This window comes from Pseudomonas sp. MMS21 TM103, from assembly GCF_022132145.1.
Taxonomy (GTDB): Bacteria; Pseudomonadota; Gammaproteobacteria; order Pseudomonadales; family Pseudomonadaceae; genus Aquipseudomonas.
Genome location: NZ_JAJISP010000005.1, coordinates 355,850 through 372,877, shown reverse-complemented (window position 1 = coordinate 372,877; position 17,028 = coordinate 355,850). Strand labels below are relative to the sequence as shown.

Genomic DNA, 17,028 nt, shown 5'->3' with positions numbered 1-17,028 from the left:
ATTTATAACGCTGTATCGATAGGCGAGGGTAATCGTGGAATAATCCTGCGCCGACAAAGGCTTAGCTGGCTCTGGCGGGGGGTGGCGAGTGGCACTTGAGTCATGCGAGGGCTCCCTGGGAATGATCGCAGGCCTTTCAGATCATGCAGCAGGCGTAGACCTGCAGATACATTAAGGCGCGCCAGCCCATGACGGTGAATCCGCGTCATGGGCTGGCGTAGCAGTTTGGACGCTAACCGTCGGCCACGATTTGGCTGGCGGGCATGCAAAAAAGGGGTTTTGTGTATGGCGCTTGCGCTTATTGTCGCCTTGCCATTCTTGGGGATGATCCTGCCACTGTTGGCTGATCGATTGGGGCGTTCAGCCTGCTCGGTGGCGGCGGGACTGGCGCCGTTGGCGGCTTTGCTCCTGCTCCTGTCGCAACAATCGTCGGTGTTTGCCGGTGAGTTGGTCAAGGTTCAGCTGAACTGGTTGCCGGCGCTGGGGCTGAACCTGAGCCTGCGCCTGGATGGCCTGGGCTTTCTGTTCGCCCTGCTGATTCTCGGCATTGGCCTGCTGGTGATTCTCTACGCCCGTTACTACCTGACGAAGCAGGAACCGATGGGGCGTTTCTACGCTTTCCTGCTGCTGTTCATGGGTTCCATGCTCGGCGTGGTGCTATCGGAAAACCTGTTGCTGATGCTGATGTTCTGGGAGCTGACCAGTCTCTCGTCGTTCCTCTTGATCGGCTTCTGGAGTGGTCGTTCGGATGCTCGCACGGGTGCGCGCATGGCTCTGGCGATTACCGGCGGCGGCGGTCTGGCCCTGCTTGCGGGGATTTTGCTGATCGGTCATATCGTCGGCAGCTTCGAGCTGTCGCAGGTGCTCACCGCCGGCGATGCAATCCGTGCCCATGAACTCTACCCCTTGGCTCTGGTGATGGTGCTGCTCGGGGTGTTCACCAAGTCGGCGCAATTTCCCTTCCACTTCTGGTTGCCCCATGCGATGGCCGCGCCGACGCCGGTTTCGGCCTATCTGCACTCGGCGACCATGGTCAAGGCCGGGGTGTTTCTGCTCGCGCGGCTGTACCCGGCGTTGGCCGGCACCGAATGGTGGTTCTACCTGGTCAGCATCACCGGTCTGGTGACTTTGTTGGTCGGCGCCTGCATGGCCCTGTTTCAGCACGACCTCAAGGGCCTGCTGGCCTACTCGACCATCAGTCACCTGGGCCTGATTACCCTGCTGTTTGGCCTGGATACCCGCCTGGCGACGGTGGCCGCGGTGTTCCATATCATCAATCACGCGACCTTCAAGGCTTCGCTGTTCATGGCCGCGGGCATCATCGACCATGAGACCGGCAGCCGCGATATGCGCCGAATCAACGGCATGTGGAAATACATGCCACATACCGCCATGTTGGCGATGGTCGCGGCCTCGGCGATGGCCGGGGTGCCCTTGCTCAATGGCTTCCTGAGCAAGGAGATGTTCTTCAGTGAGACCCTCAACCAGCACCTGCTCGGGAGCTTCAACTGGGTGATCCCGGCGACGGCGACCCTGGCCGGGGTATTCTCGGTGGCCTACTCGCTGCGCTTTATCCATGACGTGTTCTTCAACGGCGAACCGATCAACCTGCCGAAGTACCCGCCCCATGAACCGCCGCGTTACATGAAGCTGCCGGTGGAAGTCCTGGTATTCCTCTGTCTGCTGGTTGGTATCGTGCCGGCCTACACGGTGGCGCCGCTGCTCGCCGCGGCGGCGACGTCGACCTTGGGTGGGGACCTGCCCGAATACAGCCTGGCGATCTGGCATGGCTTCAACCTGCCGCTGCTGATGAGCTTTATCGCCCTGTTTGGCGGGATTCTCGTGTATTTATGCCGTCAACCGTTATTCCGCTGGTATTCCGGCCTGCCGAGCATGGATGCCCGCTTGTTGTTCGAGCAGGGCATGCTGCTGCTGGTGCGGGTTTGCGTAGCGATCACCAAACGCCTGGAAAACGGTTCGTTGCAGCATTACCTGGGGTTGCTACTGGGCAGCGCGTTGCTGGTGGTGACCTTTGCGCTCAGCACCTTGCCGCAAGTTACCGGCCCGTTGGCAATGACCCCGATCGATGGCATCACCGCATTGGGATTGGGCATCCTGGCCCTGGCCGCGTTGACGACGGTGGTGTTTCATCGCCAACGCCTGGTGTCGCTGCTGATGCTCAGTGTGGTCGGCCTGATGGTGGCACTGGCCTTTGCCCGCTATTCGGCACCGGATCTGGCCCTGACCCAGCTCTCGGTGGAGGTGGTGACTATCGTCCTGCTGATGCTGGCGCTGTTCTTCCTGCCGGCGCAGACGCGCAGCGAGTCGAGCAGCATCCGTGGACTGCGCGATTTCATCCTGGCGGTGGGCTTCGGGCTGATGGTGGCGATCCTGGTGTTTGCCGTCCTCACCCGGCCCTATGACAGCATTTCCAGTTTCTTCCTGGAGAACAGCCTTTCCGGCGGCGGTGGCAGCAACGTGGTCAACGTGATCCTGGTGGACTTCCGCGGCTTCGATACCCTGGGCGAGATCAGCGTGCTGGCGATTGCCGGTGTTGGCATCTACGCCATGCTCGATGGCCTGCGCCTGTTCCAGCCGCGCGCCGATACACACGGCCGCAACTGGGCGCGTGATCGGCATCCGTTGATCCTGGTCACTCTGTCGCGGGTGTTGTTGCCGATGGCCCTGTTGATTTCGGTGTTCATCTTCCTGCGTGGACACAACCTGCCGGGCGGCGGTTTCATTGCCGGCCTGGTCACCGCCGTGGCGCTGATCCTGCAATACGTCGCCAGCGGCGTGCAGTGGACCCAGTCGCGGCTGCCGCTCAACTATCACCGCATGGCCGGGGCCGGGGTGCTGATCGCCGGGCTTACCGGGCTCGGCAGTTGGCTGTTCGACCGGCCGTTCCTGACTTCGGCATTTGGTCATTTCGAGATCCCGTTGATCGGCGAGATCGAACTGGCCACTGCCATGTTGTTTGACCTGGGTGTGTACCTGACCGTGGTCGGTGCGACCCTGCTGATTCTCGCCAACCTGGGCAAGCTGACCCAGGATCAGGCCGGACAAGAGGTACTTTGAGATGGAAGCTTTGTTTGCCGGAGCCCTCGGCATTCTCACCGCCAGCGGTGTTTACCTGCTGCTGCGGGCGCGCACCTTTCCGGTGGTGATGGGCCTGACGCTGATCTCCTATGCGGTCAACCTGTTCCTGTTCGCCATGGGTCGCCTGCAGACCGGGGTGACCACCGTGATCGGCGCCAACGCCGACTATGCCGATCCGCTGCCGCAGGCACTGGTACTGACCGCCATCGTGATTGGCTTCGCCATGACCGCCTTCGTGGTGGTGCTGGCGCTGCGCAGCGTCGGCGAAATGCAAACCGACCACGTCGATGGCCGGGAGTCCACCCGATGAATCACGGGTTGATCCTGCCGGTATTGCTGCCGATGTTCATCGGCTGCCTGCTGCTGTTCGGTGCTCGGCTGAGCATGCCGGTCAAGCGCACCCTGTCGTTGGCCTGCGCCACCGTGCTGGTGCCCCTGAGCTTCTGGCTGATGTGGCAGGCCGACCAGGGCGTGCTGCAGGTCTATGCCCTGGGCAACTGGCAAGCACCGTTCGGCATCATCCTGCTGCTCGATCGGCTGAGTGCGCTGCTGCTGGTAGCCACCGCGGTGCTGGCCTTTTTTGCCCTGCTCTATGCGACACGCGGCGATGACGAGCGCGGGCGCAATTTCCATGCGCTGTTCCAGTTCCAGTTGATGGGCATCAACGGCGCCTTTCTCACCGGCGACCTGTTCAACCTGTTCGTGTTCTTCGAGATCCTGTTGATTGCCTCCTATTCGCTGTTGCTGCATGGCGGCGGCGCGGATCGGGTGCGCGCGGGCTTGCACTACGTGATCCTCAATCTGGTCGGTTCGGCCTTGTTCCTGCTGGCAGTCGGCGTGCTCTATGGCATCACCGGCACCCTGAACATGGCCGACATGGCCGTGCGGGTCGCCGCCGCCACAGCCGATCAGGCGCCACTGTTGGGGGCCGCCGGCCTGCTGCTGCTGGTGGTGTTCGGCTTGAAGGCGGCGTTCCTGCCGCTGTATTTCTGGCTGCCCAGGGCATATGCCTCGGCCACGGCGCCGGTAGCGGCCCTGTTCGCGATCATGACCAAGATCGGTTTGTACTCGATCCTGCGCGTGTACACGCTGATCTTCGGTGACGATGCCGGCATGCTGGCCAACATGGCCCAGGAATGGCTCTGGCCATTAGCGCTGTTGACCATCAGCCTGGGCGTCATCGGCGCGCTGGCGGCGAGCAGCCTGCACGGCTTGCTCGCCTACCTGGTGGTGGTGTCGGTCGGCACCGTGCTGGCGGGGATTTCCCTGGGCACGCCGCAAGCCCTGGCCGCTGCCTTGTTCTACCTGCTGCACAGCACCTGGATTGCCGGTGGCCTGTTCCTCCTGGCCGACCTGATCGCGCGCCAGCGCGGGGTGAAAGCCGCCCAGCTGATCCAGGGGCCGGCATTGCAAAATCCGCGTCTGCTGGGGACCCTGTTCTTCGCTGGAGCGATCAGTGTGGCCGGCTTGCCGCCGCTGTCGGGGTTCTTCGGCAAGCTGCTGCTGTTACAGGCAGTCGAACCGGGCCTGCAGGCGCTGTTCCTCTGGCCAGTGCTGCTGGGCGGAGGCCTGGCCACCTTGGTCGCGCTCAGTCGCGCCGGCAGCACCTTGTTCTGGCGGGTCGGGCTGAGCCAGTTGGACAGCGCCGAACTGGACACCGGGCGTTTGCTGGCCTGCATCGGCCTGCTGCTGCTCAGTCCGCTGCTGGTTGGGCTGGCCGCGCCGCTGCTGGCCTATGTCGACGCCACGGCCAACCAGTTGCTGGACCTGCAGTTGTATCGCCAGATCATCCTGCCGGGAGGTGCGTCATGAAAGCCCGTCGCTGGCTGCCCCATCCGCTGCTGAGCCTGACCTTGCTGCTGGTCTGGCTGCTGCTGGTCAATGAGCTGAGCGTGGGCCACTGGTTGCTTGGTACGCTGCTGGGCTGGCTGATTCCGCTGGTGACCCAGGTGTTCTGGATCAACCCGCCGCGCATTCGCAAACCACTGAAGCTGTGCTTTTTCTTCCTCCAGGTACTGGGAGATATCATCATCGCCAACCTGCAGGTAGCCAAGCTGATCCTGGGACCCAGCGCCAGGTTGCGTCCGGCCTTTGTCGAGATTCCCATGCTGCTGGAGGATGAACTGGCCCTGACCATGCTCGCCAGCATCATTTCCCTGACCCCGGGGACGGTCTCCGCCGATTTGAGCGACGACCGCAAAACCCTGTTGGTGCATGGTCTGGATGTGGACGACGAGGCCGCCTTGGTCGAGCAGATCAAGCGCCGCTACGAAGCACCACTGCTGGAGGTATTCGCATGCTCGCCTACGTGATTCCGCTATGCCTGGCGATCATGGGCCTGGCCCTGATGCTGACCCTGGCGCGCCTGATCAAGGGACCCGATATGCCGGACCGGATCCTGGCCCTGGACACCCTGTACATCAATGCCATCGCCTTGCTGGTGCTGTTTGGTATCTGGCTGGGCTCGGATCTGTATTTCGAAGCGGCGCTGCTGATCGCCGTGATGGGCTTTATCGGCACGGTGGCGGTGGCTAAATACCTACTGCGCGGCGACATCATCGAGTAGGGAATTGTCATGCATAGCTGGATCGAAGCGTTGGTCGCCCTGTTTCTGCTGCTTGGCAGCCTGTTTGCCCTGGTTGGTGCCATTGGCCTGTACCGCCTGCCGGACTTCTTCATGCGCCTGCACGGGCCGACCAAGTCGACCACCCTGGGCGTAGGCGGCATGGTCATCGCCTCCCTGATCTACTTCGGCAGCCGTGGCGACGGCATCAGCCTGCACGAGTTGCTGATCACCCTGTTTCTGTTCATCACCGCACCGGTCAGCGCCCATATGCTGGCCAAGGCCGCCCTGCAGCAGAAACTGCGCCTGAGCGACAAGACCCGCGGCAGGCCCTGGGAGCAGTAGGGCGAGTGGCGCGGCGTTCCGTTTGGAGCGCCGCGACGCCCGTCAGCGTTGTGCCGTGCCGGTCAACCCCTGGTGCACTGCCTCCGGCGAGTGACAGCCTACGGATCGCGGATTACTCCAGATCACAGGGCCACTCGGGAGGGCGGACGCTGGCCGGAACCTGCCTGCGCACTATGCCCCTGTCTCCTGCGCAAGCATTGCCAAGCGCACAGTTCGTGCCCCTGACTGTATCTGTTCGCACCGCACAGGCCTCACTACACTCGGGCTTTTGCGGGGAGTGGCACATGAGCGGGCAGGGTAGAGGAGTGGCAGTGGTCTGCCTGGTCGTGGCCATGGCGCTGTGGGGCAGCTCCTTCATCGCCCTGAAATGGGCCTTTGCCGAACTGCCGCCGCTGTGGGTGATCTTCGCCCGCATGGCCCTCGGCAGCCTGGTGTTCCTGCTTGCCTGGCGCTGGCGCGGGCGCATCTGCTACCGCGCTGGCGACTGGAAGTACCTGCTCGGTCTGGCCGCTTGTGAGCCCTGTCTGTACTTCATCTTCGAGGCCTTGGCGCTGCAGAACACCAGTGCCGCGCAGGCCGGGATGATCACTGCGCTGCTGCCGTTGCTGGTGGCCATGGGCGCCTTGGTCTTCCTGCGTGAGCGGATCAGCCGCACCACCCTGGCCGGCTTTCTCCTGGCGGTAGTGGGAGCGGTCTGGCTGAGCCTGGCTGGCCATGCTGACCTGCACGCGCCCAACCCGCTGCTCGGCAACTTCTACGAACTGCTCGCCATGCTCTGCGCCATGGGCTACACCTTGCTGCTCAAGCACCTGTCCGCGCGCTATTCGGCCTTTATCCTGACGGCGATGCAGGCGTTTATCGGCAGCCTGTTCTTCCTGCCGCTGGCGCTGCTCAGCGCACCCCTGCCCGCGAGCATCTCGCCGCAGGGCTTGCTGGCTGTGGCCTACCTGGGGGTGGTGGTGACGGTTGGCGCCTATGGTTTGTACAACTATGGTGTCAGCCAGTTGCCAGCCAGCCAGGCGTCGGGCTTTACCAACCTGATTCCGCTGTTCACCCTGGTGTTTGCCATGCTGCTGCTCGGCGAGCGCTTGAATACCCTGCAACTGTTTGCTGCGGCGCTGGTGTTCGGCGGTGTGGCCCTGAGTCAATGGCGCAATGCGCCAGCCGTACCGGTTGGCGTGCTGGATTGAGGAGGTACTGATGGGTGATTGCAGGCTGTGGGAGCGCGAGGCGATCCGCATCATCGAGGCGGATTTCCAGCGCAGTGCCGATACCCACCTGATCCCCCTGGCGCTGCCTGGCCTGCCGGGCATCGAGCTGTATTTCAAGGACGAGTCCAGCCATCCCACCGGCAGCCTCAAGCATCGCCTGGCCCGTTCGCTGTTTCTCTATGCCCTGTGCAATGGCTGGCTCAAGCCAGGCGCGCCGGTGATCGAAGCCTCCAGCGGCTCCACGGCCGTTTCCGAGGCCTATTTCGCCGGCCTGCTGGGCCTGCCGTTTATCGCGGTGATGCCAGCATCCACCTCGCCGGAGAAGATCGCGCAGATCGCCTTCTATGGTGGCCAGAGCCATCTGGTCGACGATCCGCGGCAGATCTACGCCGAGTCCGAACGGCTGGCGCGTGAGCGTGGCGGCCACTTCATGGATCAGTTCACCTACGCCGAGCGCGCCACCGACTGGCGCGCCAACAACAACATCGCCGAATCGATTTTCCAACAGATGCGCAGCGAGCGCTTTCCCGAGCCGACCTGGCTGGTGTCCAGCCCCGGCACCGGCGGCACCCTGGCCACCCTCGGCCGTTATGTGCGCTACCGCCGTCACACCACCCGGGTGCTGTGCGCCGATGCCGAGCGCTCGGTGTTCTTCGACTATTACCGCAGCGGCGATGCCAGCCTGACCCTGGACTGCGGCTCGCGCATCGAAGGCATTGGCCGGCCGCGGGTCGAGGCGTCCTTCCTGCCCTCGGTGATCGACGCCATGTGCAAGGTGCCCGACGCCCTCTCGCTGGCGGCCATGCACTACCTGGCGCGACGCCTGGGCCGGCATGTCGGTGGTTCCAGCGGGACCAACCTGATCGGCGCACTGCTGGTCGCGCAACGCATGGTCGCGGCCGGCGAATCGGGCTCGCTGGTGGCGATTCTCTGCGATGGCGGCGAGCGCTATGCCACCACCTATTACGACCAGAACTGGCTGCAGGCCCAGGGCTTCGAGCTGGCGCCGCTGATCGACGCGGTGGCGGCCTGCGCCGAAGGTGGCGAGCCGTTGCCGGGCGAGCTGCCCACGGCTGGCTTCGAGGGCTGATCCTTCGAACGGGGCGCTGTTCGGATGGCTCGGCGAATCGAGGGCCGCTGGACTGGCGCTGCGTGGATGCTCGAGAAACCATTCGGATCTTGAGCTGAGATGACGCGGACGGTGCACCGCAGCCGCCGCGTCATCCGGGGTCAGGTTTTAATGGCCGGTCTTGACCTGGGTCCAGCTGCGGGAAATGACGCGCAGGGTCTTGTGCGGCAACACGTCGGCGACCCATAGACGCTTGAGCACGTCTTCTGACGGATAGACGCCTGGATTGCTGGTGATGGCTTCATCGACCAGGGCGGAGGCGTCCTTGTTCGGGTTGGCGTAGACCACGTAGTTGGTGATCGGGGCGATGACCTCCGGGCGCATGATGTAGTTCATGAACTGGGTGGCTGCCTCGGGGGCGTTGGCATCCGCCGGAATGGCCATCATGTCGAACCACAGAGATGACCCTTCCTTGGGAATGCTGTACTTGATCACCAGGCCATTCGTGGCCTCCTCGGCACGGGCGGCTGCCTGCAGCACGTCGCCGGAATAGCCGATCGCCACGCAGATATCGCCATTGGCCAGGTCGCTGATATAGCGCGAGGAGTGGAAATAGCTGATGTACGGGCGGACTTCCAGCAGCTTGGCTACTGCCTTGGCATAGTCCTTCGGCTCGGTGCTCTGCGACGGCAGGCCGATGTAGTTCAGGACCATCGGGAAAAGTTCGTCGCCGGAGTCGAGCATGGCGATGCCGCACTTGGCCAGCTTCTCGGCGTATTTCGGCTCGAGGATCATGGCCAGGGAGTCCACAGGGGCATCTTCGCCCAGAATCTCCTTGACCTTCTTTTCGTTGTAGCCGATGCCATTGGTGCCCCACAGGTACGGGATGGCGTATTCGTTGCCCGGATCGGCCTTCTGCAGCTGCTGCATCAGCACCGGGTCGAGGTGGCTCAGGTTCGGCAGCTTGCTCTTGTCGAGCTTTTGAAAGGCGCCGGCCTTGATCTGCTTGGCCAGGAAATGCCCGCTGGGAACCACGATGTCATAGCCGGAATTGCCGGAAAGCAGCTTGGCCTCGAGGGTCTCGTTGCTATCGAAAACATCATAGGTGACCTGGGTCCCCGACTCTTTCTCGAAGTTGCTGACGGTGTCTTCAGCGATGTAGTCGGACCAGTTGTAGATGCGCAGGCTGGTAGCCGCCTGCGAGCTGGAGGCGGCGAGCAGACCGCCAAGGGCGAGGCTGAGCAGGGAGTGGGTGACGCGCGTACTCATGGAAGGATTCCTTGAATTATTGTTATTGGGCATCCGCACACACACACATGTTGTGTGCGGAATGCTGTTCGATAGTGTGGTATTTGTCTTACGGTCGCAACAAGAAACTGCACCAATTTGGCGCATTTTCACGATACTGTTTGGGGATTGGCAGCGCTGGCCCCGCACGCTGGGGCCGTGTCCGTTGGGGCGTCGGGGCTATCCGGGCCAGGAGGGGACGGGAAAGGTGAAGAATTGCCGTCAGTAAGTCGCCTGGACATCCCCGGCGGACAAGGTTTCGCCATTTTCCACGTTGCGCGGTGGCGAGGGTCGTGCAGGGTGGACAACGCGTAGCTTGTCCATCATCGCTCTCCGGCGCGCCCAGCGTTCAGGGATCAACCCTGTTGTCTGGCTGGGAAAAAAGTGAAAAAGGGGCGGATCCCTTTTTCATCCTCGCGATTGAGTCACAAGGCGCTGTTCCCGCTACCGCCAAGCCAAAAGGCCCATCATTTGATGGGCCTTTTGGCTTGGCGGTTGACCGCGGCTTTCAGGCTGCAGCCGACTGAGCAGAGCAGGGCATCAGCTGCGCAGCATGTCCTTCGCTACCGCCTCGGCCACGCGGATGCCGTCGACTCCGGCCGAGAGGATGCCGCCGGCATAACCGGCGCCTTCGCCGGCCGGGTACAGGCCCTTGACGTTGAGGCTCTGCAAGTCGGCGCCGCGGGTGATGCGCAGCGGCGAGGAGGTGCGCGTCTCGATGCCGGTGAGTACCGCGTCAGCCATGGCGAAGCCCTTGATCTGCTTGTCGAAGGCTGGCAGCGCTTCGCGGATCGCCTCGATGGCGAAGTCCGGCAGGGCCAGCGCCAGGTCGCCGAGCTTGACGCCCGGCTTGTAGGACGGCTCGATACTACCGAGCGTGGTCGAGGGACGGCCGGCGATGAAGTCGCCAACCAGTTGCCCCGGCGCCTCGTAGGTGCTGCCACCGAGCAGGTAGGCCTGGGATTCCAGGCGTTCCTGCAACTCGATGCCGGCCAGTGGGCCGCCCGGATAATCCTGCTCCGGGGTGATGCCGACGACGATGCCGGCGTTGGCGTTGCGTTCGTTGCGCGAGTACTGACTCATGCCGTTGGTCACCACGCGCTCGGGTTCCGAGGTGGCGGCGACCACGGTGCCGCCCGGGCACATGCAGAAGCTGTAAACCGAGCGGCCGTTGCTGGCGTGGTGCACCAGCTTGTAGTCGGCGGCGCCGAGCTTGGGGTGGCCGGCGTACTTGCCCAGGCGCGCCCGGTCGATCAGCGACTGGGGGTGCTCGATGCGAAAGCCCACCGAGAACGGCTTGGCCTCCATGTACACGCCACGACTGTGCAGCATGCGGAAGGTGTCGCGCGAGCTGTGGCCCAGGGCCAGGAGCACATGGCGGCTGCGCAGTTGCTCGCCGCTGTCGAGCACCACGCCCTGTAACTGACCGTCCTCGATCAGCACATCGCTGACTCGCTGCTGGAAGCGTACTTCGCCGCCCAGGGCCTTGATTTCCTCGCGCATGGTGGCGACCACCCCGGTCAGGCGGAAGGTGCCGATGTGCGGTTTGCTGACGTAGAGGATTTCCTCGGGTGCGCCGGCCTTGACGAATTCCTGCAGGACCTTGCGCCCCAGGTGCTTGGGGTCCTTGATCTGGCTGTACAGCTTGCCGTCGGAGAAGGTGCCGGCGCCGCCTTCGCCAAACTGCACGTTGGATTCCGGGTGGAGCACGTTCTTGCGCCACAGATCCCAGGTGTCCTTGGTGCGCTGGCGCACTTCGGTGCCGCGTTCGAGCACGATCGGCCTGAGCCCGGCTTGCGCGAGGATCAGCGCGGCGAAGATTCCGCAGGGGCCGAAACCGACCACCAGCGGACGCTCCTCGAGGCCTGCAGGCGCCTGGCCGACCGGCTGATAGGCGATGTTCGGCGCGGGGGTTATGTGGTGGTCGTTGGCGAATTTGGCCAGCAGCGCCGATTCGTCGCGCAGGCTGCAGTCGATGGTGTAGATGAACTGCAGTTCGCTGGATTTCTTGCGGGCGTCATAGCTGCGCTTGAACAGATTGAAGTCGAGCAGGTCGTCATCGCCTATCCCCAGGCGCTGGATTATGGCTGGGCGCAGGGCCTCTTCGGGGTGGTCGAGCGGCAGCTTGAGTTCGGTGATACGCAGCATGAGGCAATCCAGGATCAGGGCCGGAGGCAACCCGGCAGCTAAGACAAGGTGGCGATTATAAGCGCTATTGGGCCGGGAGGGGGCACGCTGCACTGGCCTGGATCCATCTGCGCTTCAGCCCAGCGCTAGCAGCGGCAGGTTGCTCAATCCTCGCGCGCGCCGCCGAAGTAGGCGCAGCCGCGCATCACTTGACCATTGAGGCGCAGTTCGGCTGACAGGTGCTGTACGGCGCCGCTCATGCTGTCGACGCAGCGTTGCGGCGCGGCCCACAGCTCCAGGCGTTGGCCGTTGGCTTCACTGGTCAGGTTGAGGCGGTTTTCCGGCAACTGTTCTTCCAGATAGGGCAAGGCCAGCGGTTCCTGGCCGGCGCGGTTGAGAACCAAGCCCTGGCTGCTGACGGTCACGCTCCAGCCTGGCTCCTGGCCGCTGGCATGCAGGGTGGTGCGCTTGAAGTTGGGGTCATCGCAGCCCGGGCCTTCGCGTTGCAGGCGGTATACGCGGCTAAGGGTCAATTGGCCATCGACGCCGGTTCGCTGGCTGGCTGCCAACTGGCCACGCAGATCGGCAAACAGCGGACCGGGGCCGTCGGCCAGCAGTTCGGCCGCGTCGCGCATGATGCTGGTCGCGCCGTCATTGGTGATGACGAAATGCCGTTGCTCCTGGCAGGGGCGCAGCAGCAGTTGGCCGGCATCCAGGCTCAGCTCGCCTTGCAGGCGGGTGGGTATCGCCGAATCGGTCTTGGGTTTTTCGCTGAACACCTGGCAACTGGCAAAAAGCGGTAACAGGGCAAACAATAAAATACGACTGGCGTGCATCGCGGCTCTCCTGGCAAGAGCGGCCACGGTACTCAGCCACATGGGCGATCACAAGGGCAGAGTCTGATGATTCAGTGCAAACGGGTATACGACGAAGTGGCCGCAACCGATGGTCGGCGGGTATTGGTCGACCGCCTATGGCCGCGCGGTTGCAGCAAGGCAACCTTGCAACTGGACGCCTGGCTGCGCGAGGTGGCGCCATCCACCGAATTGCGTCGCCAATTTGGCCACGCGCCCGATCGGTTTGGCGAGTTTCGCCAACTCTACCGGCGCGAACTGGCCGGCCACCCGGAATATTGGCAAGGGCTGCTGGACATCGCCGAGCAAGATACCCTGACCCTGTTGTTCGCCGCCCGCGCGACGCAGTCGAACAACGCCCAGGTGCTGGCCGAGTTTCTCGAAGAGGAGCTGGACCGCCGAGCCGAGCCCAGCTCGGCGCTGTGTTACGCGGACAGGCTCTGAGCCTTGCGCCTAGCCGGCCAGGCCGACATAGACATTCTGCACGTCGTCGTGGCCGTCGATGGCCTCGAGGAAGGCTTCGACTTCCTCCATTTCGGCGTCGCTCAGGCCGGTGACCGGGTTCTTCGGTCGATAGCCCAGGTTGGCCGAGTTGACCGTGAAACCCTGGTCGGGCAGGGCGCGGCACACCGCGTCGAGATCGGTCAGCTCGGTGATGAACAGGGTGTTGCCCTCATCGGCTGGCTCGAAATCCTGGGCGCCGGCTTCGATGGCGGCCAGTTCCGGGTCGGCGCCGCTGTCGCTGGAGGCTTCAATCAGGCCCACGTGGTCGAAGTCCCAGGTCACCGAGCCGGAAGCCCCCATCTGGCCCTTGCGGAACAGCACACGGATCTCGGCCACGGTGCGGTTGATGTTATCGGTCAGGCATTCGACGATCACCGGCACCTGATGCGGCGCGAAGCCTTCATAGGTGGTGCGTTCGAAGTTGACGGTTTCACCGCTCAAGCCCGCGCCTTTTTTGATCGCCCGGTCCAGGGTGTCCTTGGGCATCGAGGCCTTTTTCGCCTGATGCACGGCCAGGCGCAGCTTGGGGTTCATGTCCGGGTCGGCGCCGTTACGCGCGGCGATCATGATTTCTTTCACCAAGCGGCCGAAAATCTTGCCCCTGGCGTTGGCGGCGGCTTCTCTAGGTTTGGCTTTCCATTGTGCGCCCATGCGGATTCTCTTGGTCTGTGCGGGTGAGTAAGTAGCCGGCCGTGAGGTTCTTGCCGGTGAGGCCACGTGCAGATGAGCGGCGGCCAGCAGAAAACCAGGCTACGGAGTTAGACCACGGATTTTAATCGCTCCGCCGGCGCCTGACACCCTTTGATTGACATGACCCCTTCGCCAGCGCTGGCGGGAATCTACTGGCAGCCGCTTGATCCGGGAAAAACGTCCAGGAGCAGGCCACTCGGGGGGATCTGAACAACGTCCAACTTGTCCTGGCGCAACTGACGGCCTGATGCGCTGGTCTATGCTTGTCGTGAATCAGCAGAGGAGACGGGTTATGCGCAAGGTATTGGTTGCATTCGATGGCTCGGACAGTTCGAAGCGTGCTCTACAGTACGTCATCGACTTCGCCCGTGATCATGCGGCGACGCTGGAGGTGCATTTGCTCAATGTGCAGCACGAGCCGGTGTTGTACGGCGAGTACGTGACTGGCGCGATCATCGAGCAAATGCAGCAGTCACTGCAGGCCACCGCATCCGAAATCCTCGAGTGGCCGGCCGATCACTTAAAGGCCGCCGGTATCCGCTACAAGGCGCACACCGCGATCGGCAACGTGGCGGCACTGGTGAGCGAGTTCGCCGATCAACTGGGCTGTGACACCGTGGTGATGGGCACGCGCGGCCTGGGCAGTTTCACCGGCATGCTGCTGGGCTCTGTGGCCACGCGGGTGGTTCATGAAGTGTCGGTGCCGGTGCTGCTGGTGAAGTAGGCACTCGAGTAGATCTGCGCCGAACATGCGGCAGGCGGCACCGGTCTATGCTTGTAAATGAAGCGAAAGAGGAGACTGGTGATGCGTAAGATACTGCTTGCCTTCGATGGTTCGGACAGCTCGAAGCGTGCCCTGCAGTACGTGATCGACTTTGCCCACATGCATGCCGCAACGCTGGAGGTGCATCTGCTCAACGTGCAGCATGAACCCGCGCTGTATGGCGAATACATCAATGATGAAATGATCAGCAATATGCGCCAGTCCTTGCAACTGGCCGCCACTGAGCTGCTCGAGTGGCCGGCCGCGCAGTTGCAGGAGGCGAAAATAGCCCATGAGAAGCACACCGCCTTCGGCAATGTGGCGGAGCAAATAGGCCTCATAACCAAGCACCTGCAGTGCGACACCGTGGTGATGGGCACGCGTGGCCTGGGCAGTTTCACCGGCTTGTTGCTGGGCTCGGTGGCCTCGCGGGTGATTCATGAGGTGTCGGTGCCGGTGCTGCTGGTGAAATAGCCGGTCAGCAGATGTTGCTGATTAGCGCAGCCAAGTGGCGGCGGGCCATGCCTTCAAGGGCATGCCAGCCGTGCGTAGCGTTGCGAGTGGCGAAACCTGGGAACGCTGTAGCCAGCGTCTTCCGCTGAGAGGGTCGCAGCGTCGGTAGTCCACCAGTCTTTAGCCTGCATTAGTCCAAGTCGCGTTATGACCTGGGCTAAAGCAGGCTTGTGTCCGCCCAGGTTAGAGGTTGCGCCAGATCAGTTGAATGCCTGCCAACAGCATTCCCAGGCGAGCTATACGGTAGAACCAAGTGTGATTGACCCGCGACTGCAGCCACAGGCCGCTCCACACACCAAGCGGCACGATAGGCGCAAGCATCAGGCTGTACAGCAGGTTCTCCTCGCTGAACTGGCCCAGGGCCGCATAGGGGATCAGTTTCAGGGCGTTGGTCAGCAGGAAGAACAGGTTGATGGTGGCAACGTAGCGCACCTTGTCGAGCTGTTGCGGCAGCAGGTGCATCATCACCGGCGGGCCGCCGGCGTGGGCGACAAAACTGGTGAAGCCGGCCAAGGTCGAGAGCAGGGTGCCGCGACCCCTGTGCAGCGGGCGCGGCGACTGGCTGCCGTTGATCAGGCCCAGCAGCACGAAGGACACGGCAATCATCCCGATCAGCAAGCCGATCAGGTTTTCATTGAGCAGCTCGAAGCTCAGCCAGCCGATGCCGATGCCGATCAGCGCGCCGGGCATCATCACCTTGAGGTTAGCCATATCCCACTTGCCGAAATAGGCCTTCAGCCCCACCAGGTCGGCCAGGCAGAGAATCGGCAGCATCACGGCCGCCGCCTGCTTCGGCGTGCTGGCCAACGCCAGCAGCGGCACTGCGATACCGCCGAGTGCGCCGCCGAAGCCGCCTTTGGAGAGTCCGGTGAGGAATACCGCCGGTAGGGCAAACAGGAGAAAATCAGACAGGCTCATAAAACCAGGCCACAGCGCAAAAGCGCGCAGGTTAGCAGAGGGCAGGCCGTTGCTGCATGGCGTCTGTGGGGTTTGCTGAGGATCGTCCAGCGCCGCAAGCGCACAGCGGACTGTGTGGCCATTTTGTCCAGCGACTGTGTATAGAGGCGATAGGCCGTCGCTGCTCTAATGACTGCTCACCCGTGAAGATGAGGAAGCGCCGTGTCGCCCAAGGATTTGCTGTTGGCGCTGGTAGTGATCATCGTCTGGGGGCTGAATTTTGTAGTGATCAAGATCGGCCTGCATGACATGCCGCCGATGTTGCTGGGGGCGTTGCGTTTCATGCTCGCAGCCTTCCCGGCGGTTCTGTTCATCAAGCGCCCGCAGATTCCGCTGCGCTGGCTGCTGCTTTACGGGCTGACCATCTCGCTGGGCCAGTTCGCCTTTCTGTTCTATGCCATGTCGGTGGGCATGCCGGCGGGCCTGGCTTCGCTGGTGTTGCAGTCCCAGGCCTTCTTCACCCTGTTATTTGCCGCGCTGTTTCTCGGCGAACGCCTGCGCCTGGCCAATTTGTTCGGCCTGTTGGTGGCGGCGGCAGGCTTGCTGCTGATTGGCCTGCAGGGCGACCGGCTGATGACCCTGGCCGGGTTTTTCCTGACCATTGGCGCGGCGTCAATGTGGGCGCTGGGCAATATCGTCACGCGCAAGCTGGGCAAGGTGAACCTGGTTGGCCTGGTGGTGTGGGGCAGTCTGGTGCCGCCACTGCCATTCCTGGCGCTGTCCTGGCTTGTTGAAGGGCCCGAGGCGATCGAGGCCGCCCTGCGTGGGATCAGTCTGGATTCGATCCTGGTGCTGATCTACCTGGCTTTCGGCGCGACCATTCTCGGCTATGGCCTGTGGAGCCGGCTGCTGTCGCGCTACCCGGTCAGCCAGGTGGCGCCGTTCTCGCTGCTGGTGCCAGTGGTGGGGCTGACATCTTCGGCGCTGCTGCTCGACGAACGTCTGGGGGCGCTGCAAGTGCTTGGCGCGCTCCTGGTCATGCTCGGGCTGCTGATCAACGTCTGCGGCGGCTGGCTGTACGGGCGTTTACGCCTGGCTTGAGCGGC

At 63.1% G+C, this 17,028-nt stretch carries 17 protein-coding genes; 12 read left to right on the top strand and 5 right to left on the bottom strand.

Annotated features, from left to right (window positions below; translation table 11 throughout):
- Positions 1 to 285: 285 nt before the first annotated feature.
- The 8 genes from LJY18_RS17200 (at position 286) to LJY18_RS17165 (ending at position 8,308) form a co-directional block, all read left to right on the top strand.
- Positions 286 to 3,078, top strand: coding sequence for a monovalent cation/H+ antiporter subunit A (locus tag LJY18_RS17200; protein WP_238043001.1), 2,793 nt, complete (start codon positions 286 to 288; stop codon positions 3,076 to 3,078).
- Position 3,079: 1 nt separating this feature from the next.
- Positions 3,080 to 3,409, top strand: a complete 330-nt coding sequence (locus tag LJY18_RS17195) for a Na+/H+ antiporter subunit C (RefSeq protein WP_238043000.1) — start codon at positions 3,080 to 3,082, stop codon at positions 3,407 to 3,409.
- A complete protein-coding gene (locus LJY18_RS17190) occupies positions 3,406 to 4,911 on the top strand; it encodes a monovalent cation/H+ antiporter subunit D (RefSeq protein ID WP_238042999.1) in 1,506 nt (501 codons plus the stop codon). Before LJY18_RS17195 ends, LJY18_RS17190 begins: the two co-directional genes overlap by 4 nt.
- The gene (locus tag LJY18_RS17185; protein ID WP_238042998.1) at positions 4,908 to 5,411 is read left to right on the top strand and encodes a Na+/H+ antiporter subunit E; all 504 of its coding nucleotides are present in this window, start codon (positions 4,908 to 4,910) and stop codon (positions 5,409 to 5,411) included. The genes LJY18_RS17190 and LJY18_RS17185 overlap by 4 nt, the downstream gene beginning before the upstream one ends.
- On the top strand, positions 5,396 to 5,665 hold the full coding sequence (locus LJY18_RS17180; RefSeq protein WP_238042997.1) for a K+/H+ antiporter subunit F: 270 nt from the start codon (positions 5,396 to 5,398) through the stop codon (positions 5,663 to 5,665). Before LJY18_RS17185 ends, LJY18_RS17180 begins: the two co-directional genes overlap by 16 nt.
- Before the next feature lie 9 nt (positions 5,666 to 5,674).
- Positions 5,675 to 6,007 (top strand): Na+/H+ antiporter subunit G, encoded by a 333-nt coding sequence (locus tag LJY18_RS17175; RefSeq protein ID WP_172145280.1) that lies wholly within the window; start codon positions 5,675 to 5,677, stop codon positions 6,005 to 6,007.
- 284 nt (positions 6,008 to 6,291) lie between these two features.
- Positions 6,292 to 7,197, top strand: a complete 906-nt coding sequence (locus LJY18_RS17170; protein ID WP_238042996.1) for a DMT family transporter — start codon at positions 6,292 to 6,294, stop codon at positions 7,195 to 7,197.
- Between the two features lie 10 nt (positions 7,198 to 7,207).
- Positions 7,208 to 8,308 (top strand): PLP-dependent cysteine synthase family protein, encoded by a 1,101-nt coding sequence (locus LJY18_RS17165; RefSeq protein WP_238042995.1) that lies wholly within the window; start codon positions 7,208 to 7,210, stop codon positions 8,306 to 8,308.
- A 147-nt stretch (positions 8,309 to 8,455) separates the two neighbouring features.
- On the opposite strand, the gene LJY18_RS17160 is transcribed toward LJY18_RS17165, so the two are convergent.
- From LJY18_RS17160 to LJY18_RS17150, 3 genes are all read right to left on the bottom strand, one after another.
- A complete protein-coding gene (locus LJY18_RS17160; protein ID WP_238042994.1) occupies positions 8,456 to 9,556 on the bottom strand; it encodes a polyamine ABC transporter substrate-binding protein in 1,101 nt (366 codons plus the stop codon).
- A gap of 558 nt (positions 9,557 to 10,114) precedes the next feature.
- Entirely contained in the window at positions 10,115 to 11,722 is a 1,608-nt protein-coding gene (locus LJY18_RS17155; protein WP_238042993.1) for an NAD(P)/FAD-dependent oxidoreductase, read from the bottom strand.
- A 143-nt stretch (positions 11,723 to 11,865) separates the two neighbouring features.
- Complete coding sequence (locus tag LJY18_RS17150; RefSeq protein ID WP_238042992.1) at positions 11,866 to 12,537, bottom strand: COG3650 family protein; 672 nt, start codon at positions 12,535 to 12,537, stop codon at positions 11,866 to 11,868.
- Positions 12,538 to 12,603: 66 nt separating this feature from the next.
- On the opposite strand from LJY18_RS17150, the gene LJY18_RS17145 reads away from it, so the two are divergent.
- Complete coding sequence (locus LJY18_RS17145; protein ID WP_238042991.1) at positions 12,604 to 12,999, top strand: DUF488 domain-containing protein; 396 nt, start codon at positions 12,604 to 12,606, stop codon at positions 12,997 to 12,999.
- 9 nt (positions 13,000 to 13,008) lie between these two features.
- On the opposite strand, the gene LJY18_RS17140 is transcribed toward LJY18_RS17145, so the two are convergent.
- The gene (locus LJY18_RS17140) at positions 13,009 to 13,710 is read right to left on the bottom strand and encodes a YebC/PmpR family DNA-binding transcriptional regulator (RefSeq protein WP_238042990.1); all 702 of its coding nucleotides are present in this window, start codon (positions 13,708 to 13,710) and stop codon (positions 13,009 to 13,011) included.
- Between the two features lie 331 nt (positions 13,711 to 14,041).
- Here LJY18_RS17140 and LJY18_RS17135 point away from each other — a divergent pair, with 331 nt between their 5' ends.
- On the top strand, positions 14,042 to 14,473 hold the full coding sequence (locus tag LJY18_RS17135; RefSeq protein WP_238042989.1) for a universal stress protein: 432 nt from the start codon (positions 14,042 to 14,044) through the stop codon (positions 14,471 to 14,473).
- Between the two features lie 81 nt (positions 14,474 to 14,554).
- The gene (locus LJY18_RS17130; RefSeq protein WP_238042988.1) at positions 14,555 to 14,986 is read left to right on the top strand and encodes a universal stress protein; all 432 of its coding nucleotides are present in this window, start codon (positions 14,555 to 14,557) and stop codon (positions 14,984 to 14,986) included.
- A 222-nt stretch (positions 14,987 to 15,208) separates the two neighbouring features.
- On the opposite strand, the gene LJY18_RS17125 is transcribed toward LJY18_RS17130, so the two are convergent.
- Entirely contained in the window at positions 15,209 to 15,943 is a 735-nt protein-coding gene (locus tag LJY18_RS17125) for a sulfite exporter TauE/SafE family protein (protein ID WP_238042987.1), read from the bottom strand.
- A 201-nt stretch (positions 15,944 to 16,144) separates the two neighbouring features.
- Between LJY18_RS17125 and LJY18_RS17120 the strand changes: the two genes are divergently transcribed.
- On the top strand, positions 16,145 to 17,023 hold the full coding sequence (locus LJY18_RS17120; protein ID WP_238042986.1) for an EamA family transporter: 879 nt from the start codon (positions 16,145 to 16,147) through the stop codon (positions 17,021 to 17,023).
- Positions 17,024 to 17,028 lie beyond the last annotated feature (5 nt).